This window comes from Catellatospora sp. KI3 (assembly GCF_029948125.1).
Lineage (GTDB): Bacteria > Actinomycetota > Actinomycetes > Mycobacteriales > Micromonosporaceae > Catellatospora.
The window spans coordinates 45,548-67,806 of sequence record NZ_JASAMB010000019.1 but is presented as its reverse complement, the minus strand read 5'-3'; the positions used below and the strand labels follow the sequence as shown (position 1 = coordinate 67,806).

General features: G+C 71.8%; 21 protein-coding genes. 11 read left to right on the top strand and 10 right to left on the bottom strand.

Features of this window, described 5'->3' with window-relative positions:
* Position 1: 1 nt before the first annotated feature.
* The 6 genes from QEZ54_RS26605 to QEZ54_RS26580 form a co-directional block, all read right to left on the bottom strand.
* Positions 2–778, bottom strand: coding sequence for an ABC transporter ATP-binding protein (locus tag QEZ54_RS26605; RefSeq protein WP_281307453.1), 777 nt, complete (start codon positions 776–778; stop codon positions 2–4).
* Between the two features lie 286 nt (positions 779–1,064).
* Complete coding sequence (locus tag QEZ54_RS26600; RefSeq protein ID WP_281307452.1) at positions 1,065–3,608, bottom strand: ABC transporter permease; 2,544 nt, start codon at positions 3,606–3,608, stop codon at positions 1,065–1,067.
* Positions 3,605–4,396: an ABC transporter ATP-binding protein gene (locus QEZ54_RS26595; RefSeq protein ID WP_281307451.1), complete on the bottom strand. Its 792-nt coding sequence runs from the start codon at positions 4,394–4,396 to the stop codon at positions 3,605–3,607. Before QEZ54_RS26595 ends, QEZ54_RS26600 begins: the two co-directional genes overlap by 4 nt.
* 100 nt (positions 4,397–4,496) lie before the next feature.
* Positions 4,497–5,171: a response regulator transcription factor gene (locus QEZ54_RS26590; RefSeq protein WP_281307450.1), complete on the bottom strand. Its 675-nt coding sequence runs from the start codon at positions 5,169–5,171 to the stop codon at positions 4,497–4,499.
* Positions 5,168–6,454: a sensor histidine kinase gene (locus tag QEZ54_RS26585; RefSeq protein WP_281307449.1), complete on the bottom strand. Its 1,287-nt coding sequence runs from the start codon at positions 6,452–6,454 to the stop codon at positions 5,168–5,170. The genes QEZ54_RS26590 and QEZ54_RS26585 overlap by 4 nt, the downstream gene beginning before the upstream one ends.
* Before the next feature lie 9 nt (positions 6,455–6,463).
* Entirely contained in the window at positions 6,464–7,354 is an 891-nt protein-coding gene (locus tag QEZ54_RS26580; protein WP_281307448.1) for a PD-(D/E)XK nuclease family protein, read from the bottom strand.
* Positions 7,355–7,452: 98 nt separating this feature from the next.
* Here QEZ54_RS26580 and QEZ54_RS26575 point away from each other — a divergent pair, with 98 nt between their 5' ends.
* From QEZ54_RS26575 to QEZ54_RS26565, 3 genes are read left to right on the top strand one after another with little or no spacing between them, the layout of a single operon-like run.
* Positions 7,453–8,631: a M50 family metallopeptidase gene (locus QEZ54_RS26575; RefSeq protein ID WP_281307447.1), complete on the top strand. Its 1,179-nt coding sequence runs from the start codon at positions 7,453–7,455 to the stop codon at positions 8,629–8,631.
* A 4-nt stretch (positions 8,632–8,635) separates the two neighbouring features.
* Complete coding sequence (locus tag QEZ54_RS26570; RefSeq protein WP_281307446.1) at positions 8,636–9,592, top strand: tRNA (adenine-N1)-methyltransferase; 957 nt, start codon at positions 8,636–8,638, stop codon at positions 9,590–9,592.
* 2 nt (positions 9,593–9,594) lie between these two features.
* Complete coding sequence (locus tag QEZ54_RS26565) at positions 9,595–10,149, top strand: hypothetical protein (protein ID WP_281307445.1); 555 nt, start codon at positions 9,595–9,597, stop codon at positions 10,147–10,149.
* 96 nt (positions 10,150–10,245) lie between these two features.
* Here QEZ54_RS26565 and QEZ54_RS26560 read toward each other — a convergent pair whose 3' ends face one another.
* Positions 10,246–10,530, bottom strand: a complete 285-nt coding sequence (locus tag QEZ54_RS26560) for a ferredoxin (RefSeq protein WP_281307444.1) — start codon at positions 10,528–10,530, stop codon at positions 10,246–10,248.
* Positions 10,531–10,727: 197 nt separating this feature from the next.
* Between QEZ54_RS26560 and arc the strand changes: the two genes are divergently transcribed.
* Positions 10,728–12,494, top strand: a complete 1,767-nt coding sequence (arc, locus tag QEZ54_RS26555; protein ID WP_281307443.1) for a proteasome ATPase — start codon at positions 10,728–10,730, stop codon at positions 12,492–12,494.
* A 71-nt stretch (positions 12,495–12,565) separates the two neighbouring features.
* Here the strand turns inward: arc and QEZ54_RS26550 are convergent, their stop codons facing one another.
* Entirely contained in the window at positions 12,566–13,564 is a 999-nt protein-coding gene (locus tag QEZ54_RS26550; RefSeq protein ID WP_281307442.1) for a glycosyltransferase family 2 protein, read from the bottom strand.
* Between the two features lie 201 nt (positions 13,565–13,765).
* On the opposite strand from QEZ54_RS26550, the gene dop reads away from it, so the two are divergent.
* Genes dop through prcA form a run of 5 tightly spaced genes read left to right on the top strand, consistent with a single transcriptional unit; the run spans position 13,766 to position 17,752 of the window.
* On the top strand, positions 13,766–15,283 hold the full coding sequence (gene dop / locus QEZ54_RS26545; RefSeq protein WP_348650577.1) for a depupylase/deamidase Dop: 1,518 nt from the start codon (positions 13,766–13,768) through the stop codon (positions 15,281–15,283).
* A 60-nt stretch (positions 15,284–15,343) separates the two neighbouring features.
* Positions 15,344–15,556 (top strand): ubiquitin-like protein Pup, encoded by a 213-nt coding sequence (locus tag QEZ54_RS26540; RefSeq protein WP_217398673.1) that lies wholly within the window; start codon positions 15,344–15,346, stop codon positions 15,554–15,556.
* A gap of 7 nt (positions 15,557–15,563) precedes the next feature.
* Entirely contained in the window at positions 15,564–16,235 is a 672-nt protein-coding gene (locus QEZ54_RS26535; protein WP_281307441.1) for an endonuclease VII domain-containing protein, read from the top strand.
* Positions 16,154–16,996: a proteasome subunit beta gene (prcB, locus tag QEZ54_RS26530; protein WP_281307440.1), complete on the top strand. Its 843-nt coding sequence runs from the start codon at positions 16,154–16,156 to the stop codon at positions 16,994–16,996. The genes QEZ54_RS26535 and prcB overlap by 82 nt, the downstream gene beginning before the upstream one ends.
* Positions 16,997–17,044: 48 nt before the next feature.
* Positions 17,045–17,752, top strand: a complete 708-nt coding sequence (prcA, locus tag QEZ54_RS26525) for a proteasome subunit alpha (RefSeq protein ID WP_281307439.1) — start codon at positions 17,045–17,047, stop codon at positions 17,750–17,752.
* 32 nt (positions 17,753–17,784) lie between these two features.
* Here prcA and rfbB read toward each other — a convergent pair whose 3' ends face one another.
* The gene (rfbB, locus tag QEZ54_RS26520; RefSeq protein ID WP_281307438.1) at positions 17,785–18,759 is read right to left on the bottom strand and encodes a dTDP-glucose 4,6-dehydratase; all 975 of its coding nucleotides are present in this window, start codon (positions 18,757–18,759) and stop codon (positions 17,785–17,787) included.
* Between the two features lie 214 nt (positions 18,760–18,973).
* On the opposite strand from rfbB, the gene pafA reads away from it, so the two are divergent.
* Positions 18,974–20,332: a Pup--protein ligase gene (gene pafA / locus QEZ54_RS26515; RefSeq protein ID WP_281307437.1), complete on the top strand. Its 1,359-nt coding sequence runs from the start codon at positions 18,974–18,976 to the stop codon at positions 20,330–20,332.
* 242 nt (positions 20,333–20,574) lie between these two features.
* Entirely contained in the window at positions 20,575–20,784 is a 210-nt protein-coding gene (locus QEZ54_RS26510; protein WP_281307436.1) for a hypothetical protein, read from the top strand.
* Positions 20,785–20,967: 183 nt separating this feature from the next.
* Here QEZ54_RS26510 and QEZ54_RS26505 read toward each other — a convergent pair whose 3' ends face one another.
* Positions 20,968–22,047: a DUF3866 family protein gene (locus QEZ54_RS26505; RefSeq protein ID WP_281307435.1), complete on the bottom strand. Its 1,080-nt coding sequence runs from the start codon at positions 22,045–22,047 to the stop codon at positions 20,968–20,970.
* Positions 22,048–22,259 lie beyond the last annotated feature (212 nt).

The window sequence follows — 22,259 nt, the reverse complement described above, 5'->3', positions numbered from 1 at the left end:
CCTACCGACCGTCCCGGCGGTCGAGGCTCTTCATCGTATCGAGCACGGCGTCCGCGCTGGGCGAGGTCAGCTCGTGCACGATCGCGCCGTCGGCCAGGAACACGACCCGGTCGGCGTACGACGCCGCGTTGGCGTCGTGGGTGACCATGATGATGGTCTGGCCGTACTCGGTGACGCTGCGGCGCAGGAAGGCGAGCACTTCGGCGCCGGAGCGGCTGTCGAGGTTGCCGGTCGGTTCGTCGGCGAAGATCACTTCGGGGCGGGCGACCAGGGCCCTGGCGCAGGCGACCCGTTGCTGCTGGCCGCCGGAGAGCTGGCTGGGGCGGTGGTGCAGGCGGTCGCGCAGGCCGACGGTGTCGATGACGGTGGCGTACCAGGCGGGGTCCGGTCTGCGGCCCGCGATCGCGAGCGGGAGCAGGATGTTCTCCTCGGCGGACAGGGTCGGCAGGAGGTTGAACTGCTGGAAGATGAAGCCGACCTTGTCGCGGCGCAGCTTCGTCAGCCCGGCGTCGGACAGGCCGGTCACCGCGGTCTCGCCGATGGACACCTGCCCGCGGGTCACGCTGTCCAGCCCGGCCAGGCAGTGCATCAGGGTGGACTTGCCGGAGCCGGACGGGCCCATGATGGCGGTGAACCGGCCGCGCTCGAGCTCGACGTCTACGTCGCGCAGGGCGACGACCTGGGCCTCGCCGGAGCCGTACACCTTCCAGACTCCGGCCGCGCGGGCGGCGGCGGTCTCGGCGCGCTGGCGCGACTGGGGCGGGGCTGCTGTGGTCATCAACGATCATTCCCTCGGCCGGACGAATTGGACCGGCCGGCGGGGTGCTTAAGGCGGGAGCACCCGGCCGGCCGGTGTACCCATCGTCGGCCCGCCGCCGCCCCCGAACCTCGGCCCGCAGGGTGACCGTCCCCGGGTCGTCCGCCCGGGGTGCACCCCCACCCCGCCCTCAGGGCCAACCCCCACCCGCCCACCCGCCCGCGAGGTAAGGAAGGGCCCCTTGTTATCGCAATGCGAGGTAAAAGGGGCCCTTCTTAACGGAGCCGCGCGCGGCGGCGGGCGGGTGCTACTCGTAGGCGATGGCGTCCAGGACGTTCAGGCGGGCCGCGCGGCGGGCGGGCAGGATCGCGGCGACCACGCCCGCGAGCACCGCCACCACCAGGTACGCCGCCAGCTGGGTCCACGGGACGGTGATCGCGGTGGCGAACTTGAGGCGGATCAGGGCCTGGGTGAGGGCGGCCCCGAGGCCGACCCCGAGAGCCAGCCCCAGGGCGACCCCGAAGACGGCCGTCAGGATCGACTCCACGTTGACCATCGCGACGACGCCGCCGCGGCTGAGCCCGATCGCGCGGACCAGGCCGAGTTCGCGGGTGCGCTCGGTGACGCTGAGCATCAGCGTGTTGAGGATGCCCAGCGCCGCGATCACCAGCGACACGACGAGCAGCAGCTGGATGCCGAGCAGCAGCCCGTCGAGCTGCGCCGACGACTGCTCGACGTACGACTGCCGGTCGCCGACGCGTACGCCCGGGTAGTCCTTCATGATCTGCTCGACCTGGGCCACGACCGGTGCCGCGTCGACACCCTCGTCCAGCGAGACCAGGCCCTGCATCGCCAGCGGGCCGTTGAAGTCGGCCACCGCGGCCGGGCCGACCAGGATGCCGGAGACCAGCGGTGTCGGCTCGTACACAGCCACGACGGTGTACTGCCGCTCGACCGGGCCGAGCCGCACCTTCGTCTGCTCCCCCGCCGACAGGCCCAGGGCCTCGGCCGTGTTCTCGTCCAGCACCAGCTCCCGCGCGCCGAGGCTGCGCAGGCTGCCGGAGACGGTCTTCATGGAGAACATCCGCGCCGCCTGGGCCACGTCGGTGGCGAAGACGAACTGCGGCTGCCCGGCCACGGCGACGTCCGCGGCGTCGAAGTGCCACGCGGCGGCCTCCTCGACGCCCGGGATGGCCCGCACCCGCTCCAGCGCCTTCGGGTCGAAGCCCTGGGTGCCGTCGGGGGCGGCGTTGAGCTGCGCCTGGATCAGCACCTCGACCCCGGCGCTCGTGCCGAGGGCCTCGGTCAGGCTGCTCTTGAACGACTCGATCACGGTCGCGGCGGTGCCGACCATCATCACGCCGACGGTCAGCGCCACGGCGGTGACGGCGGTGCGGCGCGGATTGCGCAGCGCGTTGCGTACGCCGAGCCGCCCCGCCTGGCCGCGGCCCAGCACGAAGCCGAGGGCCCGGATCACCGGGCGGGCCAGCAGCGGCGCCAGCAGCAGCGAGCCGAGCAGGAGCAGCACCGCGCCGCCCAGCAGTACCAGGAATCCGGCGCCGCCGAGGTCGGCCAGCGCGCCCAGCAGCACCAGCCCCGCCCCGGGCAGGGCGAACGCCGCGCCGGTGAGCGACAGCCCCAGCAGCGACCTGTCCGGGCGGGACAGGTCGCGCATGGCCGCCACCGGCGGCACCGACGACGCCTTGATCGCCGGGATGAACGCGGCGACCATCGTCGCCACGATGCCCAGCGCGTACGCCAGCAGCACCGTCGACGGCGCCACCACCACCGGCACCGGGTCCATCGTCAGCTGCTCGGCCAGCGCCGCCTCGCCCCAGTAGCCCAGCCCGATGCCCGCGCTCAGGCCCACGGTCGCCCCGACCGCGCTGACCACCAGCGCCTCCAGCAGCACCGACCCGGCGACCTGGCCCCAGCCCGCGCCGAGGGCGCGCAGCAGCGCCAGCTCGCGGGTGCGCTGCGCCACGATGATGTTGAAGGTGTTGTAGATCAGGAAGACGCCGACCACGCCCGCGAGCACCGCGAACCCGACCAGGATGTAGGTGAAGAAGTCGAACTGGGTGCTCACCGCCGCCGCCTGCTCGTCGTTGACCTCGGCGGCGGTCCGGGCGGTGAACCCGCTCGGCAGCTTCGCCGTGATCCGGTCGCGCAGCAGCTCCTGGCTCACCCCGTCGGCGGCCGAGAACGACACCCCGGCGTACACCCCGGTCTCCCCGTAGAAGGTCTGCTGGGCGAACGCCTCCTGGAACAGCACCATCGTCTCGCCCGCGAGCGAGTCGCGGCCCCCGGCGATGCCGACGACGCCGACCACGCGGAAGGTGCGGGGCTCGTTGAGCACCGGCAGGTAGACCTTCAGCCGGTCGCCGCGCTTGACCCGGGCCTGCTCGGCGGTGTGCGCGCTGACCGCGACCTCGTCGGCGGCCGCGGGCCAGGCGCCCTCGCGCAGGGCCACCAGGCCCAGCGGGTCGTCCCGGCCGTCGACACCGAAGCCCAGTGCCTGGTCCGTGCCGACCGGGGTGTCGTCGCCCGCCCGGTACGGCACCACGCCCTCGGCGCTGACCTCGGGTGACGCCGCGGCGACCCCGTCGGTGGCGGCCAGGTCGCGCACCTGTGCGGCGGTCAGCCGGGGCGCTCTGGGGCCCGGCTCACCGGCCTCGACCCGCACCGCCACGTTCTGGTTGATCGTGCTGAAAAGGGTGCTGAACTGCGCGTTCAGGGTGGCGGACAGGACCAGGATCGCCGACAGGAAGCCGACCGACAGCACGATCGCGAAGACGGCGAGCGACAGGCGCAGCTTGCGCTGCAGCAGCCCGCGCAGGCTGGCCTTGATCATTCGGTGGCTCCGGTGGCGACGGCGGCGGTGTCCAGCCGCTTGATCCGGTCCAGCACCGCGTCGGCGGTGGGCGAGGCCAGCTCGTCGACGATCTGCCCGTCGGCCAGGAAGATCACGCGGTCGGCGTACGACGCCGCGTTGGCGTCGTGGGTGACCATGATGATGGTCTGGCCGTACTCGGTGACGCTGCGGCGCAGGAAGGCGAGGACCTCGGCGCCGGAGCGGCTGTCGAGGTTGCCGGTCGGTTCGTCGGCGAAGATCACTTCGGGGCGGGCGACCAGGGCCCTGGCGCAGGCGACGCGTTGCTGCTGGCCGCCGGAGAGCTGGCTGGGGCGGTGGTGCAGGCGGTCGCGCAGGCCGACGGTGTCGATGACGGTGGCGTACCAGGCGGGGTCCGGTCTGCGGCCCGCGATCGCGAGCGGGAGCAGGATGTTCTCCTCGGCGGACAGGGTCGGCAGGAGGTTGAACTGCTGGAAGATGAAGCCGACCTTGTCGCGGCGCAGCTTCGTCAGCCCGGCGTCGGACAGGCCGGTCACCGCGGTCTCGCCGATGGACACCTGCCCGCGGGTCACGCTGTCCAGCCCGGCCAGGCAGTGCATCAGGGTGGACTTGCCGGAGCCGGACGGGCCCATGATGGCGGTGAACCGGCCGCGCTCCAGCGCGCAGTTCACGCCGCGCAGGGCGACGACCTGGGCCTCGCCGGAGCCGTACACCTTCCACAGGTCGACCGCGGCGGCAGCGGCCCCGGGGTTCCGATCGGCCCGGGGCTCGGTCAGGGGTGAAGTCATGCCCCACAGGCTGTCAGCGCCGCCGCGGTCGGCCCTCCGACTCCAGCACGGTCTTGGCCCGGGCCGGCTCCTCCTGAAGGACGAGCCGATCTCCTCCCCGCTACGGCCGGGCCGAGCCGGGGCGCACCAGGCCCGTCTCGTACGCCAGCACCACCGCCTGCACCCGGTCGCGCAGCCCCAGCTTGGTCAGCAGGTGCCCGACGTGGGTCTTCACCGTGGTCTCGCTGACCGTCAGCACCTTGGCGATCTCGGCGTTGGACAGCCCCCGGGCCACCTGCGCCAGCACCTCGCGCTCCCGCTCGGTCAGCGACCCGAGCGCGTCCGGCACGGTCACCGCCGGGTCCGGCAGCAGGTCGGCGAACCGGTCCAGCAGCCGCCGCAGGATGCGCGGCGCCACCACCGCCTCGCCCGCCGCCACCGTCCGGATCGCCGCGACCAGCTCCTCGGCGGGCACGTCCTTGGCCAGGAAGCCGCTCGCCCCTGCCCGCAGCGCGCCGACCACGTAGTCGTCGAGGTCGAACGTGGTCAGGATCAGCACCCGCACCGGCAGCTTCGCGGCCACGATGTCGCGGGTGGCGGCCACCCCGTCGCGGCGGGGCATCCGCACGTCCATCAGCACCACGTCCGGCAGCAGGCGCCGGGCCAGGTCCACGGCCTCGGCGCCGTCGGCGGCCTCGCCGACGATGTCGAGGTCGCGCTCGGCGCCCAGCACCATCCGGAACCCGCTGCGCAGCAGCGGCTGGTCGTCGGCGAGCAGCACCCGGATGGGCTTCACCGCGGCACCTCCACGCCCGTGTCGAGGGCCGCCGCCAGGGCGGGGCCGGTCTGCTCCAGCGGGATCACCGCGTACACCCGGAACCCGCCGCCGGGGCGGGGGCCGGTGCGCAGGCTGCCGCCGTACACGGCGACCCGCTCGCGCATGCCGAGCAGGCCGTGCCCCGGCGCCGCGATCCCTGGGCCGAGGGTACGCGTGCGCGGCCCCCGACCCGTGTCGAACACCTCGATGGTGAGGCGGCAGCCGTCCCCGGCCAGCCTGACCTCGGCCCGGCACGGCCCGGCGTGCTTGAGCGCGTTGGTCAGCGCCTCCTGCACGATCCGGTACGCCGTCAGCCCCACCCCCGGATCCAGCTCCCCGGGCAGCCCCTCGCACCGCAGCGCCGTCGGCAGCCCCGCCTCGCACACCTGCTCGACCAGGACCGGCAGGCCGCCCAGCCCCGGCTGCGGGGTCAGCCCCGGCTCCGGCTCGGCGGCGCCGTCGGCGCGCAGCACGAACAGCAGGCGGCGCAGCTCCCGCAGGGTGCTCCGGCTGGTCTGCTCGATCGTGCTCAGCGCCTCGTCGGCGGCGGCCGGGTCCCGGTCCAGCATCCGCCGCGCCGCCGTCGACATCACCCCGATCACGCTGACGTGATGGGCCACCACGTCGTGCAGCTCCCGGGCGATGCGGCGGCGCTCCTCGGCCACGGCCTGCTCGGCGTGGGCCTGCCGCCCCGCCTCGGCGGCCAGCGCCCGCTCGGCCAGCGCCGCCGAGGCCTCCCGCCGGGCCCGCACGGTACGCCCGATCAGAAACGTGATCACCATCGCGACCACGTTCACGATCAGCCCGGCCGACGTCGAGATCACCTGGCCACCGGCCTTGTCGTCCAGGTAGCCCGACCCGACGGCGTACACGAAGACCAGGTCGTTGACGGCCCACAGCAGCACGCTGCCCGCGACCGCGCGCCACCAGCGCTCGTACGCCGCCAGCGTGTACGCCAGCACCCACAGCGTGATGCCCTGCCCGGTCCACACCATCGGCTCGACCCAGCCCGCGAGCAGCGTCAGCAGCAGGAGCGCGACCGCGCCCCACAGCCAGCGGCGCCGGAGCACCACGGGCAGCAGCGTGACCGCCGTCCACAGGGCCAGCCAGCCCCCGGTGTGCCCGCTCCAGGCCGGCTCGGCGTGCATCAGCAGCAGCTGCGCGACGAGCAGCCCGGCCGCCAGGGCCGCGTCGACGCGCAGCGGCGTCCACCAGCCGGGCCGCAGCCAGTGGGAGAAGCGCAGGTGAGAGGGGAGGAGCACCCGGCGAGGTTACTTGGTGCCCTCAAGCCGGCGCTGGCGCGCGTCGATGGTGGCGGCGGTGACCTGCTGCGGGAACGGCGGCAGCGTCCCGCCGAACTCGGGGCAGCGGGACTGGTGCGCGCACCAGCCGCACAGCTTGCTCGGCTTGGGCCGGAAGTCCTGCGCCACCGTCGCCGCCTCGATCGCCCGGTACAGCGCGAACAGGGTGCGCTCGAAGCGGGTCAGCTCCTCGGCGTCGGGCGTGTAGTCGCAGATCTCGGCGTCCTTGAGGTACATCAGCCGCAGCACCCGCGGCACCGTCCCGCGCGTGCGCCACAGCACCAGCGCGTAGAACTTGAGCTGGAACAGCGCCCGCGACTCGAACGCCTCCCGGGGCGAGCCGCCGGTCTTGTAGTCGACCACCCGCAGCAGCCCGCCCGGCGCCACGTCCAGCCGGTCGATGTAGCCGCGGATCAGCAGCTGCTCCTCGCCCTCGGCGCCGAGCACGGCCTCGATCAGCGTCTCCCGCTCGGCGGGCTCCAGCCGCCGCGGGTCCTCCACCGCGAAGTAGCCGCCCAGCAGCTCCTGCGCCGAGGACAGGAACTCGTCGCGGGTCCGCTCGGTGCCGTCGACCAGCGCGGCCAGCTCCGGCTGCTCGCCGACCAGCCGGTCCCACTGCGGGGTGACCAGCTCGTCGGCGACCTCCCGGGTCCGGTCGGCGGCGGGGGCGTCGAACAGCTTCTCCAGCACCGCGTGCACCAGCGTGCCCCGCGCCTGCTCGGCGGTGGGCTGCTCGGGGATGCGGTCGATGCTGCGGAACCGGTACAGCAGGGGGCAGGTCTTGAAGTCGGCGGCTCGGGAGGGGGACAGCGACGGAAGGGGGCGGGGCGCGGTCGTCTCCGACACCGGCTGCTCGGTCATAGCCCACAGGTTAGGACAGTGGTACGACCTGTCCCGCACGGCACAACCGACGCGATGCGGACGGCACGGCATAGCATGGTCACGATGGAGACGACGCCGTGACCGAGCCGACACCCCAGTCCGGGCCGCCCGAGCAGCGGCGCTCCGGTTTCCAGATCGGGCGGGTGTTCGGGTTCCCGCTCCGCCTGAGCGGATCGTGGCTGCTCATGGCCCTGGTCATCACCTTCTGGTACGGCGAGGTGATCGGCGAGCGCCTCGACCTGCACGGGGCCGCCCGGTTCCTGGCCGGGCTCGGCTTCGTCGCCTGCCTGCTGCTGTCGGTGCTGCTGCACGAGCTGGGGCACGCGGTGACGGCCCGCCGCCACGGGATCGGGGTCAAGGGCATCACGCTGGACCTGCTCGGCGGCTACACCGAGTTCGAGCACGACTCCCCGCGCGCCGGCGTCGAGTTCACGACAGCGATCGCCGGTCCGGTGGTCTCGGCGCTGGTCGGGGTCGGCTCCGTGGTCGCGGCGGTCCTGCTGCCCGACGGCACCGTGGCCGACCAGATCGCGTTCCAGCTGGCCGTCTGCAACCTGATCGTGGCGGTGTACAACGCGCTGCCGGGCTGGCCGCTGGACGGCGGCCGGGCGCTGCGCGCGCTGGTCTGGGCGGTGCGCGGCGACCGCGACGCCGGGCTGCTGGTGGCGGGCTGGTCCGGCCGGGTGGTGGCGGTGGCCACCGCCGTCATCGCCGCGCTGCTCTACGGCACCGGCTGGTACACCTGGTGGGGCCTGCTGTTCGGCCTGTTCGTGGCGTACAGCATCTGGCAGGGCGCGGCCGGGGCCGTGCTCACCGCCCGGGTCCGCCGCCGCTACCCGCTGGTCGACCCGGTGGCCCTGGCCAAGCCGCTCTACGCGGTCCCGGCGGGCACCTCGCTGGCCGAGGCGGACCGCCGCGCCGAGGCCGAGGGCCGGGCGGCCTGCCTGCTCGGCGTCACCGACCCGGACGGCCGCCTGATCGCGCTGGTGGTGCCGGACGCGGCCGCCGCGGTGCCGCCCGCCCGCCGCCCCTGGGTCACGGTGGAGACCGTCGCCCGCGGCATCGCCGCCGTGGCCCGCATCCCGGCCTCGGCCCGGGGCGCCGACGTGATCAAGCTCCTGCGCGGGGACCCGGCTGCGCCCTACCTCGTGGTCGACGGGGAAGATGTGGTGGGCGTGCTCACCGCCATGGACGTGGTGCAGGTGCTCGATCCGGCCACGCTGAAGGCCGCGCCCGCGAAGCAGACAGGGATATGAGGCGATGACCGATCCGATGCCGACCGTACGGCGCGGCAACTTCACCGCGGGCGACCGCGTGCAGCTCACCGACCCGAAGAACCGGATGCACACCATCGTGCTGGAGCCCGGCAAGGCGTTCCACACCCACCGCGGCATCCTCGCCCACGACGACCTGATCGGACGCCCCGACGGCAGCGTGGTGCACTCCACCGGCAACACCGCCTACCTGGCGCTGCGGCCGCTGCTGGCCGACTACGTGCTGTCCATGCCGCGCGGCGCCCAGGTGATCTACCCCAAGGACGCGGCGCAGATCGTGGCCATGGGCGACATCTTCCCCGGCGCGAAGGTGCTGGAGGCGGGCGTCGGGTCGGGGGCGCTGTCGTGCTCGCTGCTGCGGGCGGTCGGGCCCGAGGGTGAGCTGTGGTCGTACGAGCTGCGCGACGACTTCGCCGCGGTGGCCCGCAAGAACGTGCAGTCGTGGTTCGGCACCACCTGGGCGGCCGACGGCAAGCCCGCCAGCCCGTCGATGCCGTCCTGGCACCTGGGCGTCGGCGACGTCGCCGACAACGCCGAGACCGGCTTCGACCGGATCATCCTGGACATGCTGACCCCGTGGGCGGCCCTGGACATGGTGGAGCGGTGCCTGCTGCCCGGCGGGGTGTTCATCGGGTACGTGGCCACCACCCCGCAGCTGTCGGAGCTGGTCGAGGCGCTGCGCGAGCGGGGCTTCACCGAGCCGCTGGCCTGGGAGTCGCTGGTGCGCGACTGGCACGCCGACGGCCTGGCCGTGCGCCCGGACCACCGCATGATCGCGCACACCGCGTTCCTGGTGCGCGCCCGCAAGCTCGCCCCCGGGGTGACCGCCCCGCCGCGCCGCCGCAAGCCCAGCAAGGGCCGTGAGGCCTACGAGCTGCGCAAGCAGGGCGCTGCCGCCAGCAGCACCGGCGAGGACACGCCGGTGCGCGAAGACGAGGAGTGATCGTGCCCGGGTCGGTCTTCCCCGACTGGTCGCCCTACCCCGACCTGGACTCGGCGGCGCGCGCCTACCTGCGCGACCCCGAGGTGGCGCTGGAGGCCCTGGAGGGCGTGCTGCGCGGCACCCAGGTGCTCGGCTTCACCCTGGAGCGCTTCGTCAACGAGTACAACGGGGTGTGGCAGGAGGTGGTGATCTGCGACGGGTCGCGGCTGCTGCTGTGGCACGGCGAGGACGTGGCGCCGGGGGACGGCCCGCCCGGCTCGATGGTCTCCTCGCTGCGCGTGGTGCCGCTGTCGGTGATCACCGAGGTGGGCTGCCGGCGCCGGCTCAGCCGGACCTCGGCCGGTCACCTGCGCGTCGACAGCGTCGACGTGTACCTGCTGCTCAGCTCGCTGGACGAGGCGTCCAACGGGCATCCGCTGGACGACCCGCACCACGTGGTGCGCCAGGACGCGCTGCGCTTCGGCAAGACGCTGGAGGACGGCGGCTCCGGCCAGATCACCCGGCTGGAGGAGTTCGCTCAGTTGATCGCCTCACTGGCCGGCCGCCCGATGCTCTGACCCCCGGCGCGAGCCGGTACGAAAAAGGCCCCGCTGCCCGGTTGCTGCCGGGTCGGGGCCTTTGCCGTATTAAGCTGATAGCGGACAGCGACAGGCTCAGCGCAGCGCGTTGCGCTCGTCCTCGGTCAGCGGCTCGGAGTCGGCGGTGCGCTGGATGTGGATGCACTCACCAGGGCATTCGTTGGCCGCGTCGATGACCTCCAGGCGCAGATGGGCCGGGATGCCCACCGTGTCGCCGGGCGACATCCGCAGCTCACCGTCCTCGCCCTTCACGTAGGCCAGGCCGTCGACGTCGAATTCGAAGATCTCGGGCGCGTACTGCACGCACAGGCCGTCGCCTGTGCACAGATCCTGGTCCACCCGCACCCGCAGCTCTGTCACGTCCCCGACCCTAGCGCGCCGCCGCGCCCGGCCGCCCGGCAGGGCCGCTCTGCGGGCGATTCCGGATCAAGCTTCTTCGGGTACGCGGGTGTCGGGAGGGTTCAACTGGGGCGATCAGCCGCTAGTGTTAGGAGCACCCTTGATGTCGGCCCGATCGAGGTGGGACCGACAGGAGGACACCCCCGGGGAGGTGGGACGTGGCAAAGAGCGACGACGCGGATGCGCGCGCCGCGCGGTGGGAGAAGGAAGCCAACGATCTCTCCACTCAGGTCGCGTTCCTGCAAGAGGAGCTCGCCCTGTTGCGGCGGAAGCTGAGCGAGAGTCCGCGGCACGTACGCCAGCTGGAGGAGCGGCTCGCCGCTACTCAGGCACAGCTGGCCCGGCTGACCGAGAACAACGAACGACTGGTGGCCACGCTCAAGGAAGCGCGCGCCCAGATCGTGACGCTCAAGGAGGAGATCGACCGCCTGGCGCAGCCGCCGAGCGGTTACGGTGTCTTCCTGTCCAAGCATGAAGACGGCACGGTGGACGTCTTCACCGGTGGGCGCAAGCTGCGTGTGGCCGTGTCGCCGTCGTTGGACGTCGACGCCCTGCAGCGCGGGCAGGAAGTCCTGCTCAACGACGCCCTGAACATCGTCGACGCGCTCGGCTTCGAGCGGGTCGGCGAGGTCGTCATGCTCAAGGAGATCCTCGACGGGGGTGACCGTGCCCTGGTCATCTCGCACGCCGACGAGGAGCGGATCGTGTTCCTGGCCGAGGGGCTGATCGAGAGCACGCTGCGGTCCGGCGACTCGCTCATGATCGAGCCCCGGTCGGCGTACGCGTACGAGCGCATCCCCAAGAGCGAGGTCGAGGACCTCGTGCTGGAGGAGGTGCCCGACGTCGACTACCACGACATCGGCGGCCTGGTGCACCAGATCGAGCAGATCCGCGACGCCGTGGAGCTGCCCTTCCTGCACGCGGACCTGTTCCGCGAGCACCACCTGCGCCCCCCGAAGGGTGTGCTGCTCTACGGCCCGCCCGGCTGCGGCAAGACCCTGATCGCCAAGGCGGTGGCCAACTCGCTGGCCAAGAAGATCGCCGAGCGCCGGGGCGAGGAGAAGAAGACCAGCTACTTCCTCAACATCAAGGGCCCGGAGCTGCTCAACAAGTACGTCGGCGAGACCGAGCGGCACATCCGGTTGATCTTCCAGCGGGCTCGGGAGAAGGCCTCCGAGGGTACGCCGGTGATCGTGTTCTTCGACGAGATGGACTCGATCTTCCGTACCCGCGGCTCCGGCGTCTCGTCGGACGTGGAGAACACCATCGTCCCGCAGCTGCTGAGCGAGATCGACGGCGTGGAGGGCCTGGAGAACGTCATCATCATCGGCGCCTCCAACCGCGAGGACATGATCGACCCGGCCATCCTGCGCCCGGGCCGGCTCGACGTGAAGATCAAGATCGAGCGACCCGACGCCGAGGCGGCCAAGGACATCTTCAGCAAGTACATCCTGACCGGCCTGCCGCTGTCCCCGGACGACCTGGCCGAGCACGGAGGCAACGCCGAGGCGTGCGTGCACGCGATGATCAACTCGGTGGTGCTGCGGATGTACTCCGAGACCGAGGAGAACCGCTTCCTGGAGGTCACCTACGCCAACGGTGACAAGGAGGTCCTGTACTTCAAGGACTTCAACTCCGGCGCGATGATCCAGAACATCGTCGACCGCGGCAAGAAGATGGCGATCAAGGAGTTCCTCTCCTCGGGCAAGAAGGGGCTGCGCCTGCAGCACCTGCTCGACGCCTGCCTGGACGAGTTCCGCGAGAACGAGGACCTCCCGAACACCACCAACCCGGACGACTGGGCCCGGATCTCCGGCAAGAAGGGCGAGCGGATCGTGTACATCCGCACGCTGGTCTCCGGTGGCAAGGGCACCGAGTCCGGGCGGTCGATCGAAACCGCCAGCAACACCGGCCAGTACCTGTAACGGCCGCACGAGAAGCGGCGGGCGTGCTCCCCGAGAGCACGCCCGCCGCTTCTCGTCGCGTCAGGGCCGGTTCAGCGGGCCGCCGCCTCGGTGAGCCGGTCGCCGTCGGCCTCGTCGGCGGGCTCCTGCGCCGGCACGTGCATGGCCGAGTCGTAGCCGATGATGTACATGGGGCGGCCCTTGACCTCCGCGTACAGCCGTCCCAGGTACTCGCCGAGCAGGCCCAGGCACAGCAGCTGCAGGGCGCCGATGAACAGCACCGCGGTGAACAGCGACGTCCAGCCGCTGACCGTGTCGCCCCGCGAGTGCTGCACGATGCTGTAGACGCCCAGCCCGAGGCAGGCCAGGAAGCTCAGCAGACCCGACCAGGTCGCCAGGCGCAGCGGCGCGGCCGAGAAGTTGGTGACGCTGTCGATCGCCAGCTTGATCATCTTGCTGAGCGGGTACTTGGTGCTGCCCGCCGCCCGCACGTCGCGCCGGTAGGCCACCTCACCGCTGGGGAACCCCAGCCACGGCACCAGCAGCCGGTACACCGGCTGGTGCTCCGGCATCGCCTTCAGCGCGTCCACCGCCGCCCGGCTCAGCAGCCGGAAGTCGCCGGCGTTGTGCGGGATCTTCTTGCCGACCAGGCGCCGCATCACCCGGTAGTAGAGCTGGGCGGTCTGCCGCTTGAAGAACGTGTCGGTGGAGCGGTCGTCGCGCACGCCGTACACGATGTCCAGGTCCTTGGCCCGCGCCAGCGCCAGCATCTCCAGGATCTTCTCCGGCGGGTCCTGCAGGTCGGCGTCGATGCTGGCGACATACCGCCCGCGCGAGCGGTGCAGCCCGGCCGTCAGCGCCGCCTGGTGCCCGCTGTTGCGCCGCAGCCGGACCACCCGCAGCCCCGGCCACTGCCGCGCCGCCTGGATCAGCATCGCGCCGGTCGCGTCGGCACTGCCGTCATCGACCGCGACCACCTCGTAGGCGACGCCGGCGCCGTCCAGCAGCGGCCGCAGCCGCTCGATCAACAGGGGCAGGACCTCCTGCTCGTTGTACATCGGGATCACTACCGACAGCAGCGGCGGGTTCATCGCGAGGTCCTTCCACAGACGCAGACGCGCGGATACTACCCGGCCCGCCGCGCCACCGCCGGATCTGCGCACGCCAGCGGACGCAGGGCCGTCTACCAGCTGCGATGATCTACGGGGGACCGGTCGTTCCGGCGGACCTGACCGGCCGCCAGGATGACGCTCTCCTCGTCTCGTCGGCTGGGGTGTGAGAGGCTTCGTTGCATGAGCGTTCGCCGGATCATGGGTACTGAGGTCGAGTACGGCATCTCCGTCCCAGGCCAGCCCGGGGCCAACCCGATGGTCACCTCCTCGCAGGTCGTCAACGCCTACGGCGCCCGCCCCGAACTCGCCCGCGGCGGCCGCGCCCGCTGGGACTACGAGGAGGAGTCGCCGCTGCGCGACGCCCGCGGCTTCAGCTACACCGGCGCCGCCTACGACCCGGCGGAGGCGCTCGCCGACGAGGACCTGGGCCTGGCCAACGTGATCCTCACCAACGGCGCCCGGCTCTACGTCGACCACGCCCACCCGGAGTACTCGACGCCCGAGGTCACCAACCCGCTCGACATCGTCCGCTGGGACAAGGCCGGCGAGCAGGTCATGGCCGAGGGCGCCCGGCGCGCCGCGACCATCCCCGGCAGCCACCAGATCCACCTCTACAAGAACAACACCGACAACAAGGGCGCCTCGTACGGCGCGCACGAGAACTACCTGATGAAGCGGCAGACCGCGTTCGCCGACATCGTCACGTACCTCACCCCGTTCTTCGTGACCCGGCAGATCTTCTGCGGCGCCGGGCGGGTCGGCATGGGCCAGGACGGCAGCCAGGCCGGGTTCCAGATCAGCCAGCGCGCCGACTTCTTCGAGGTCGAGGTCGGGCTGGAGACCACGCTCAAGCGGCCCATCATCAACACCCGCGACGAGCCGCACGCCGACGCCGACAAGTACCGCCGCCTGCACGTGATCATCGGCGACGCGAACCTGTCCGAGATCTCCACGTACCTCAAGGTCGGCACCACCGCGCTGATCCTGTCGATGATCGAGGACAAGGCGCTCACCACCGACCTGGGCATCGCCGACCCCGTCGCCGAGCTGCGCGCGGTCAGCCACGACCCCAGCCTGCGCCACACCATGCGCCTGCGCGACGGCCGCCGCCTGACCGCGCTGGAGATGCAGTGGGCGTTCCTGGAGCGGGCCCGCGCCTACACCGAGGCCCGCACCGGCGCCGACACCGACGCGATGACCCGCGACGTGCTCGACCGCTGGGAGGGCGTGCTGGAGCGGCTGGAGCGCGACCCGATGCTGCTCGCCGACGAGCTGGACTGGGTGGCCAAGCTGCGGCTGCTGGAGGGCTACCGGGAGCGCGAGAACCTGGGCTGGGCCTCCTCGAAGCTCCAGCTGGTGGATCTGCAGTACTCCGACGTGCGCCCGGAGAAGGGCCTCTACCACCGGCTGGTCGCGCGCGGCGCGATGAAGACGCTGCTGGACCCCGAGGTGACCCGCGCGGCGATGACCGAGCCGCCGGAGGACACCCGCGCCTACTTCCGCGGCCGCTGCCTGGGCAAGTACGCGTCCGAAGTGGTCGCCGCCAGCTGGGACTCGGTGATCTTCGACGTGGGCCGGGAGGCGCTGGTGCGGGTGCCGATGATGGAGCCCGAGCGCGGCACCAAGAAGCACGTCGGCGCGCTGTTCGACCGTTGCCCCAGCGCCAAGGACCTGCTGGAAGTGATCACCGCGGGGTGATCGCTTTCGTCGGTGTACCGCGCTAGGTTTAAGGCCCACGACAGGCTTCAGGAGGCGAAGATGGCCACGCAGGACGGTGGACAGTCACAGTCGGGTCGCTCGCGCGACGAGCAGCAGGCCGAGTCGGTCGCGCCCGAGGTGAACCCCGAGGTCGCCGAGCGCGTCGAGAAGATCGGCGAGGACGTCGACGACCTCCTCGACGAGATCGACGCCGTTCTCGAGGAGAACGCCGAAGAATTTGTGAGGGGCTACGTGCAAAAAGGGGGTGAATAGTCCTAATATGTCTGATTTCGTCCCCTCCGGATGGAAGACATGTTCGGACTGTGATCGCCTACTGCCGCTTACGGACTTCCACAGCAACAAAAGCCGCGAAGACGGGCGGGCCTTCTACTGCAAGCAGTGCGCCCGTGCGCGGATGGAGGTCAGCCGCAGGAAGCGCGGTATAGCACCTGTCAAGAAATCGGATGTGCCAGTGCCGGACGGCATGAAATGGTGCCCCGATTGCAAGCAGATCAAGCCGGCGAATGAATTCCCCCCATCGAAGACCAAGCGGACGGGACTTCACAGCTACTGCTTGCCATGCCACAACGTCCGCTCGGTGGAGTCGAAGGTCAAGCACCACGGCAGCACGCGCGAATATCATTTGCGGCACCGGTACAACATGGATCAGGCCGACTTCGATGCGATGCTGGCGGCGCAGGGTGGGGTGTGTGCGATCTGCGGCGCACCGGGGCCCGAGCACGTCGACCACGACCATCTGTTCGGTAACGTACGTGGCATTCTTTGCTTCAACTGCAACGGCGGCCTTGGACAGTTCAAGGACGACCGGGCAAACCTTCGCAAGGCGATCGACTACCTGGAGGAGACCTCGTGGCAGCGGGTATTGGTTCACCCGGGCGTCTACCGGCTAGTTTCACCACGCCGGGAACGTCGTCCTTCACCGAGTTCCTGACGCAGGTGGCGCCGGAGCTGCTGCCCGGCCGCCGCCCCCTCCCCGCCGGGATCAGCGCGGACGTGGCCCCCCACGCCACCACCATCGTCGCGATCGCCGGCACCGACGGTGTGGTGATGGCCGGCGACCGCCGCGCGACCATGGGCAACCTCATCGCGAGCCGCGACATCGAGAAGGTGCACCCCGCCGACCCGTACTCGCTGATCGGCATCGCCGGCACCGCCGGCGTCGGCATCGAGCTGATGCGACTGTTCCAGGTGGAGCTGCAGCACTACGAGAAGATCGAGGGCGCGATGCTCTCGCTCGACGGCAAGGCCAACCGGCTGGCCACGATGATCCGCCAGAACCTGGGCGCGGCCATGCAGGGCCTGGCCGTGATCCCGCTGTTCGCCGGGTTCGACCTGGACGCGAAGACGGCGGGCAAGGTCGGCCGGATCTTCAGCTTCGACATCGCGGGCGGCCTCTACGAGGAGCACGGCGGCTACGACGCGATCGGCTCGGGTTCGCTGTTCGCGAAGTCGTCGCTGAAGAAGCGGTTCAAGCCGGGCCTGACCGTGGCGCAGGCGGCGCCGCTGGCGGTCGAGGCGCTGTTCGACGCCGCCGACGACGACACCGCGACCGGCGGTCCCGACGTCATGCGCAAGATCTTCCCCGTGGTGATGACCGCGACGGCCGAGGGCACGGCGCGGTTGACCGACGAGGAGACCGCGGCGATGGCCGAGGCCGTCATCGCGGCACGCACCGAGAACCCGGTCGGCTGACCGTCCCCCGAGTAGTCCATCGGCCGTTCGCAGAAGGAGACAACCGCTGTGGCCATGCAGTTCTACGCCTCGCCTGAGCAGATCATGCGGGACCGCTCGGAGTACGCCCGCAAGGGCATCGCGCGCGGTCGCAGCGTGGTGGTGCTGACGTACGCGGGTGGCGTGCTGTTCGTGGCGGAGAACCTCTCCACCACGCTGCACAAGGTGAGCGAGATCTACGACCGGATCGGCTTCGCGGCCGTGGGCCGGTACAACGAGTTCGAGAACCTGCGGTCGGCCGGGGTCCGCATGGCCGACCTGCGCGGCTACTCCTACGACCGCCGCGACGTGACCGGCCGCGCCCTGGCCAGCGCGTACGCGCAGACCCTCGGTTCGATCTTCTCCGAGCAGGGCAAGCCGTACGAGGTGGAGATCTGCGTGGCCGAGGTCGGCGCGGCCCCGGAGCACGACGAGCTGTACCGGCTGACCTACGACGGCTCGGTGCAGGACGAGCCGGGGTTCATGGCGATGGGCGGGCAGGCGGAGGCGATCGCCAACGTGCTGCGTGCCGAGCACAGCGAGGCGCACACCCTGGGTGAGGCGCTGAAGCTGGCGGTCAAGGCGCTGGGCAGCGTCGGCGGCGAGGGCGGCGCGGCGCGCCAGCTGGCCGCCGAGCAGCTGGAGGTGGCGGTGCTGGAGCGGACCCGGCCGGGCCGCAAGTTCCGCCGCCTGATCGGGGCGGCGCTCACCCCGCTGCTGGCTCCAGCGGCCTCCTGAGGCCGTGGTGATGCTCTTCCGGCGGCGCTGCCCTACGGCAGCGCCGCCGCCTTCTTGAGCGGCTCCCACCAGGCGCGGTGGTCGCGGTACCAGGCGACGGTGTCGGCCAGGCCGGTGGCGAAGTCGACGCGGGGGGCGTACCCGAGCCGCTCGCGGATCTTGGTGTCGTCCAGCGCGTACCGCCGGTCGTGGCCCTTGCGGTCGGCGACCGTGCGCACCAGGTCCCAGCCGCGCCCGGTGGCGGCGAGCAGCCGCCCGGCCAGCTCGCGGTTGGTGAGCTCGGCGGTGCCGCCGACGTGGTAGACCTCGCCGGGCCGGCCGCGGCGCAGCACCAGGTCGACGGCGGCGCAGTGGTCGTCGACGTGCAGCCATTCGCGCACCTGGGTGCCGTCGCCGTACAGCGGCACGGGCAGGCCGTCGAGCAGGTTCGTGGTGAACAGCGGGATGATCTTCTCCGGGAACTGGTACGGCCCGTAGTTGTTGGCGCACCGGGTCACCACCACGTCCAGCCCGTGCGTGGCGTGGTAGGCCAGCGCGAGCAGGTCGCTGCCGGCCTTGGCCGCCGAGTACGGCGAGCGCGGGGCCAGCGGCTGCTCCTCGCGCCAGGTGCCGTGCTCGATGCTGCCGTAGACCTCGTCGGTGGAGACGTGTACGAACCGGCCCACGCCGTGGCGCAGCGCGGCGTCCAGCAGCACCTGGGTGCCCAGCACGTTGGTGCGCACGAACCCGGCGGCGGTGCGTACGGAGCGGTCGACGTGGGTCTCGGCGGCGAAGTGCACGATCGCGTCGTGGCCGGGGATGAGCTCGTCGACCAGGTCGGCGTCGCAGATGTCGCCTTCGACGAAGGTCAGCCGGGGGCTGTCGGCGACCGGGGCGAGGTTGTCGCGGTTGCCGCAGTAGGTGAGCTTGTCCAGCACGGTGACGGCGTCGCCGCGGGCGTCGGACAGCTGCGTTCGTGCGTAGTTCGAGCCGATGAAGCCGGCGCCGCCGGTGACCAGAATTTTCATGACAACGGAAGTTTATGTCACGTTCCGTGGTGCGAGCTGCCTGCGGCGTGCCGCCTGCGGACATCGACGCTGGCAGGTAGCCTGAAACCTGTCACCCACGGTTACTGAGTGGTGCCTTACCGGAGTGCCGGGGCGGGTAGTGTCGGGATTACACGCCGTACGTCGCGGCGCGCGCAACAGTGACCTTGGGCGTTCGGGCGGCTAGTGTCTTTGTATGGACCGACGAATCTTCGGGCTAGAGACCGAGTACGGTGTCACCTGCACCTATCGGGGCCAGCGGCGGCTGTCTCCCGATGAGGTGGCGCGCTACCTGTTCCGTCGGGTCGTCTCATGGGGACGGTCGAGCAACGTCTTCCTCCGCAACGGCGCCCGCCTCTACCTCGACGTCGGTTCCCATCCCGAGTACGCGACCCCCGAGTGCGACTCGGTGGTGGATCTGGTCGCGCACGACCGGGCCGGGGAGCGGATCCTGGAGGGCCTGCTCGTCGACGCCGAGAAGCGGCTGCACGACGAGGGCATCGCGGGCGAGATCTACCTGTTCAAGAACAACACCGACTCGGCCGGCAACTCGTACGGCTGCCACGAGAACTACCTGGTCTCCCGGCACGGCGAGTTCGGCCGCCTGGCCGACGTGCTGATCCCGTTCCTGGTGACCCGGCAGCTGATCTGCGGGGCGGGCAAGGTGCTGCAGACCCCGCGCGGCGCGGTCTACTGCCTGTCGCAGCGGGCCGAGCACATCTGGGAGGGCGTCTCCTCGGCGACGACCCGCTCGCGGCCGATCATCAACACCCGCGACGAGCCGCACGCCGACGCCGAGCGCTACCGGCGCCTGCACGTGATCGTCGGCGACTCCAACATGAACGAGGTGACGACGCTGCTCAAGGTGGGCAGCGCCGACCTGGTGCTGCGGATGATCGAGACCGGGGTGGCGATGCCGGACCTGGCGCTGGAGAACCCGATCCGGGCCATCCGCGAGGTCTCGCACGACATCACCGGCCGCCGCAAGGTGCGCCTGGCCAGCGGCAAGGAGGCCAGCGCGCTGGAGATCCAGCGGATCTACCACGAGAAGGCGGTGGAGTTCGTGGCCCGCCGGGCGGGCGACCCGGCCGCGCAGCGCGTGGTCGACCTGTGGGGGCGCGTGCTGCAGGCGGTGGAGACCGGTGACCTGGCCTCGGTCGGCCGGGAGATCGACTGGGTGACCAAGCTGCGGCTGATCGAGGCGTACCAGCGCAAGCACGACCTGCCGCTGTCGAGCCCGCGGGTGGCGCAGATGGACCTTGCGTACCACGACCTGCGTCGCGGCCGGGGGCTGTACCCGCTGCTGGAGAAGCGTGGCAAGGTCGACCGGGTGGTGACCGACCTGCGGACGTTCGAGGCCAAGGAGACGCCGCCGCAGACGACCCGGGCCCGCCTGCGCGGGGAGTTCATCAAGCACGCCCAGGAGAAGCGGCGCGACTTCACCGTCGACTGGGTGCACCTGAAGCTGAACGACCAGGCCCAGCGCACGGTCCTGTGCAAGGACCCGTTCCGGGCGCATGACGAGCGGGTGGAGCGCCTGATCGCCAGCATGTGACCGGGCGCCCCTGCGCCCGGCCCCAACGTCCGGCCTCGCGGCCCCGGCCCGGTCCGCCCCGCCTTTTATTGACACTGGCCTATCTAGAGCACGGATCTCGTGGATCCGTCTTCTGGATAGGCCAGTGTCGATGCTAGGGCGGACCGGGGCGGGGTGGATGGGGGAGGGGTGGGGGCAGGGCGCCGCTGGGGAAGGGCGGGGGCGGGTCGATGCGGGGGTGGGTGGGCTACGCTCGGGGCATCATGAGCGAGCAGAACCACCACGTGCACGGGCACACGCCCGAGCGCACCGCGGAAGACGTGAAGCTGAGCTGGGGCGAGCGCCGCCGCAACAAGATCTACGCGGAGATCGAGCGCAACCGGCGCGGTGAGTACACCGTGCCCACCTGGGTGCTGGCGGTGCTGCTCGGCCTGGCCGTCGCGGCCATCGCCGCGATCATCATCTGCGGCTGACCCGCCCTCGCGCGCGTCGCGCCCCGCTCACCTCGGCCCGGTTCGTGCAGTTTCGGGGAGACTGCACGAAAGACGGGCCGAATTCCTGCACTTTCCCCGAAACTGCGCGAACGCACCGCCTGGACGTGCGAACGCACCGGCGCGGACGCGTGAGCGTGAGCGCGGAGGCGGAGCGTGGAGCGGTCAGAGCAGGGAGGCCGCGTGGCGGCCGGCGGCGGCGCAGGTGAGGAAGTACGCGTAGTCGCCGTCGAGGCCGCGTCCCATGGTCGACAGCTTCACCGGCACCGCCCGCAGCGCCTCGTCCAGCCCGGCTGAGGCGACCGTGACGACGCGGTGCCGCCCGGTCAGCGGCGCGAGGTCGGCGTCGACCTGCTCGCGCAGCCCGGCGGGCAGCCCGTCGGGCAGCACCAGCTCGGCGGCGGCCAGCGCGACCCGCCCGTACGCGGTGAGGCTGTGGTGGGAGACCCCCTGGTGCCGGTCGCGGGCGTCGGCGTCGGAGACGCGCAGCGCGCCGACGGGGCGACCGCCCAGCACCGCGGCGGCGTTGACGGCCTCGCCCACGGCGGTGCCGGAGAACCCCCAGGTGGTGCCGGTGCCGAGGTTGCCGGGCCCCTGGCTGACGATCGCGATGTCGGCGCGCAGGGCGTGGCGGGCGGCGAGCAGTCCGCTGTGGATGTTGACGGCCTCCAGGTCGCCGCCCCAGGCCTGGCCGGTGGTGACGGTCCCGGCGAGGCTGTCGTGCAGCGCGTCGAGAGTGCGGGAGAACCCTGCGGCCAGCGCGCCGCCGTCGGTGAGCACGTACGCGACGCGGGCGTGCGGGGCGTCGGCGCGGATGCCCGCCAGGATCGCGGGCAGGGCCGAGTGCAGGTCGGCGGTGATCACGGGCATGCCGTCGAGGCTGTCGGCGGCGGCCAGCGCGTCCCGGTGCGGGGAGCCCTCCTCGTCGGCCGCCAGCCGGATCGTCTGCAGCGGGCTGTACCGGGCCTTGACGATGTGCCCCTGGGGTGCCGCGTCGTCGGGCAGGCGCTCGGGCAGGGCCACGACCAGCGCGTATCCGCCGGTGCCCAGGCCCAGGGCGAGCGCGTTGGTGTTGAGCAGCACCTCGTCGCCGACCTGCGGGACGCCGACGAGGTCGGGGTAGGCCAGTGCCCGTACCGTGGCCGGATCGTCGGCGGCGCGGGCCGCCACCGCGACGGTGAGCTCCACCGCCCCCCGCCAGCCGCGTACGACCTGCTGCACCGTGCCCCTGCGCCACCGAATCACACGCCGACCCTATCGGGACGGCGGGCGCCGCCCCGCCTCGCCGGGGCCGCGCGCCGATTTCCGGGTGCGGTGGCGGGGAAACTGCACGAATCGTGGCCCGCATTCCAGCACTTTCCCCGAGACCGCACCCCAGCCCTGGAGCGCGGCGGGCGCGTGCGGCGGGGTGGGGTGAGCGGGGGTGGGTCACCCGGGTGGGTGGAAAAGGCGTCCGA

Bases quoted from the DNA above. Each gene is read 5' to 3' on its own strand.
- QEZ54_RS26605 (WP_281307453.1), bottom strand. From the start codon at position 778: ATGACCACAGCAGCCCCGCCCCAGTCGCGCCAGCGCGCCGAGACCGCC.
- QEZ54_RS26600 (WP_281307452.1), bottom strand. From the start codon at position 3,608: ATGATCAAGGCCAGCCTGCGCGGGCTGCTGCAGCGCAAGCTGCGCCTG.
- QEZ54_RS26595 (WP_281307451.1), bottom strand. From the start codon at position 4,396: ATGACTTCACCCCTGACCGAGCCCCGGGCCGATCGGAACCCCGGGGCC.
- QEZ54_RS26580 (WP_281307448.1), bottom strand. From the start codon at position 7,354: ATGACCGAGCAGCCGGTGTCGGAGACGACCGCGCCCCGCCCCCTTCCG.
- QEZ54_RS26570 (WP_281307446.1), top strand. From the start codon at position 8,636: ATGACCGATCCGATGCCGACCGTACGGCGCGGCAACTTCACCGCGGGC.
- QEZ54_RS26550 (WP_281307442.1), bottom strand. From the start codon at position 13,564: ATGAACCCGCCGCTGCTGTCGGTAGTGATCCCGATGTACAACGAGCAG.
- dop (WP_348650577.1), top strand. From the start codon at position 13,766: ATGAGCGTTCGCCGGATCATGGGTACTGAGGTCGAGTACGGCATCTCC.
- QEZ54_RS26540 (WP_217398673.1), top strand. From the start codon at position 15,344: ATGGCCACGCAGGACGGTGGACAGTCACAGTCGGGTCGCTCGCGCGAC.
- QEZ54_RS26535 (WP_281307441.1), top strand. From the start codon at position 15,564: ATGTCTGATTTCGTCCCCTCCGGATGGAAGACATGTTCGGACTGTGAT.
- rfbB (WP_281307438.1), bottom strand. From the start codon at position 18,759: ATGAAAATTCTGGTCACCGGCGGCGCCGGCTTCATCGGCTCGAACTAC.
- pafA (WP_281307437.1), top strand. From the start codon at position 18,974: ATGGACCGACGAATCTTCGGGCTAGAGACCGAGTACGGTGTCACCTGC.
- QEZ54_RS26510 (WP_281307436.1), top strand. From the start codon at position 20,575: ATGAGCGAGCAGAACCACCACGTGCACGGGCACACGCCCGAGCGCACC.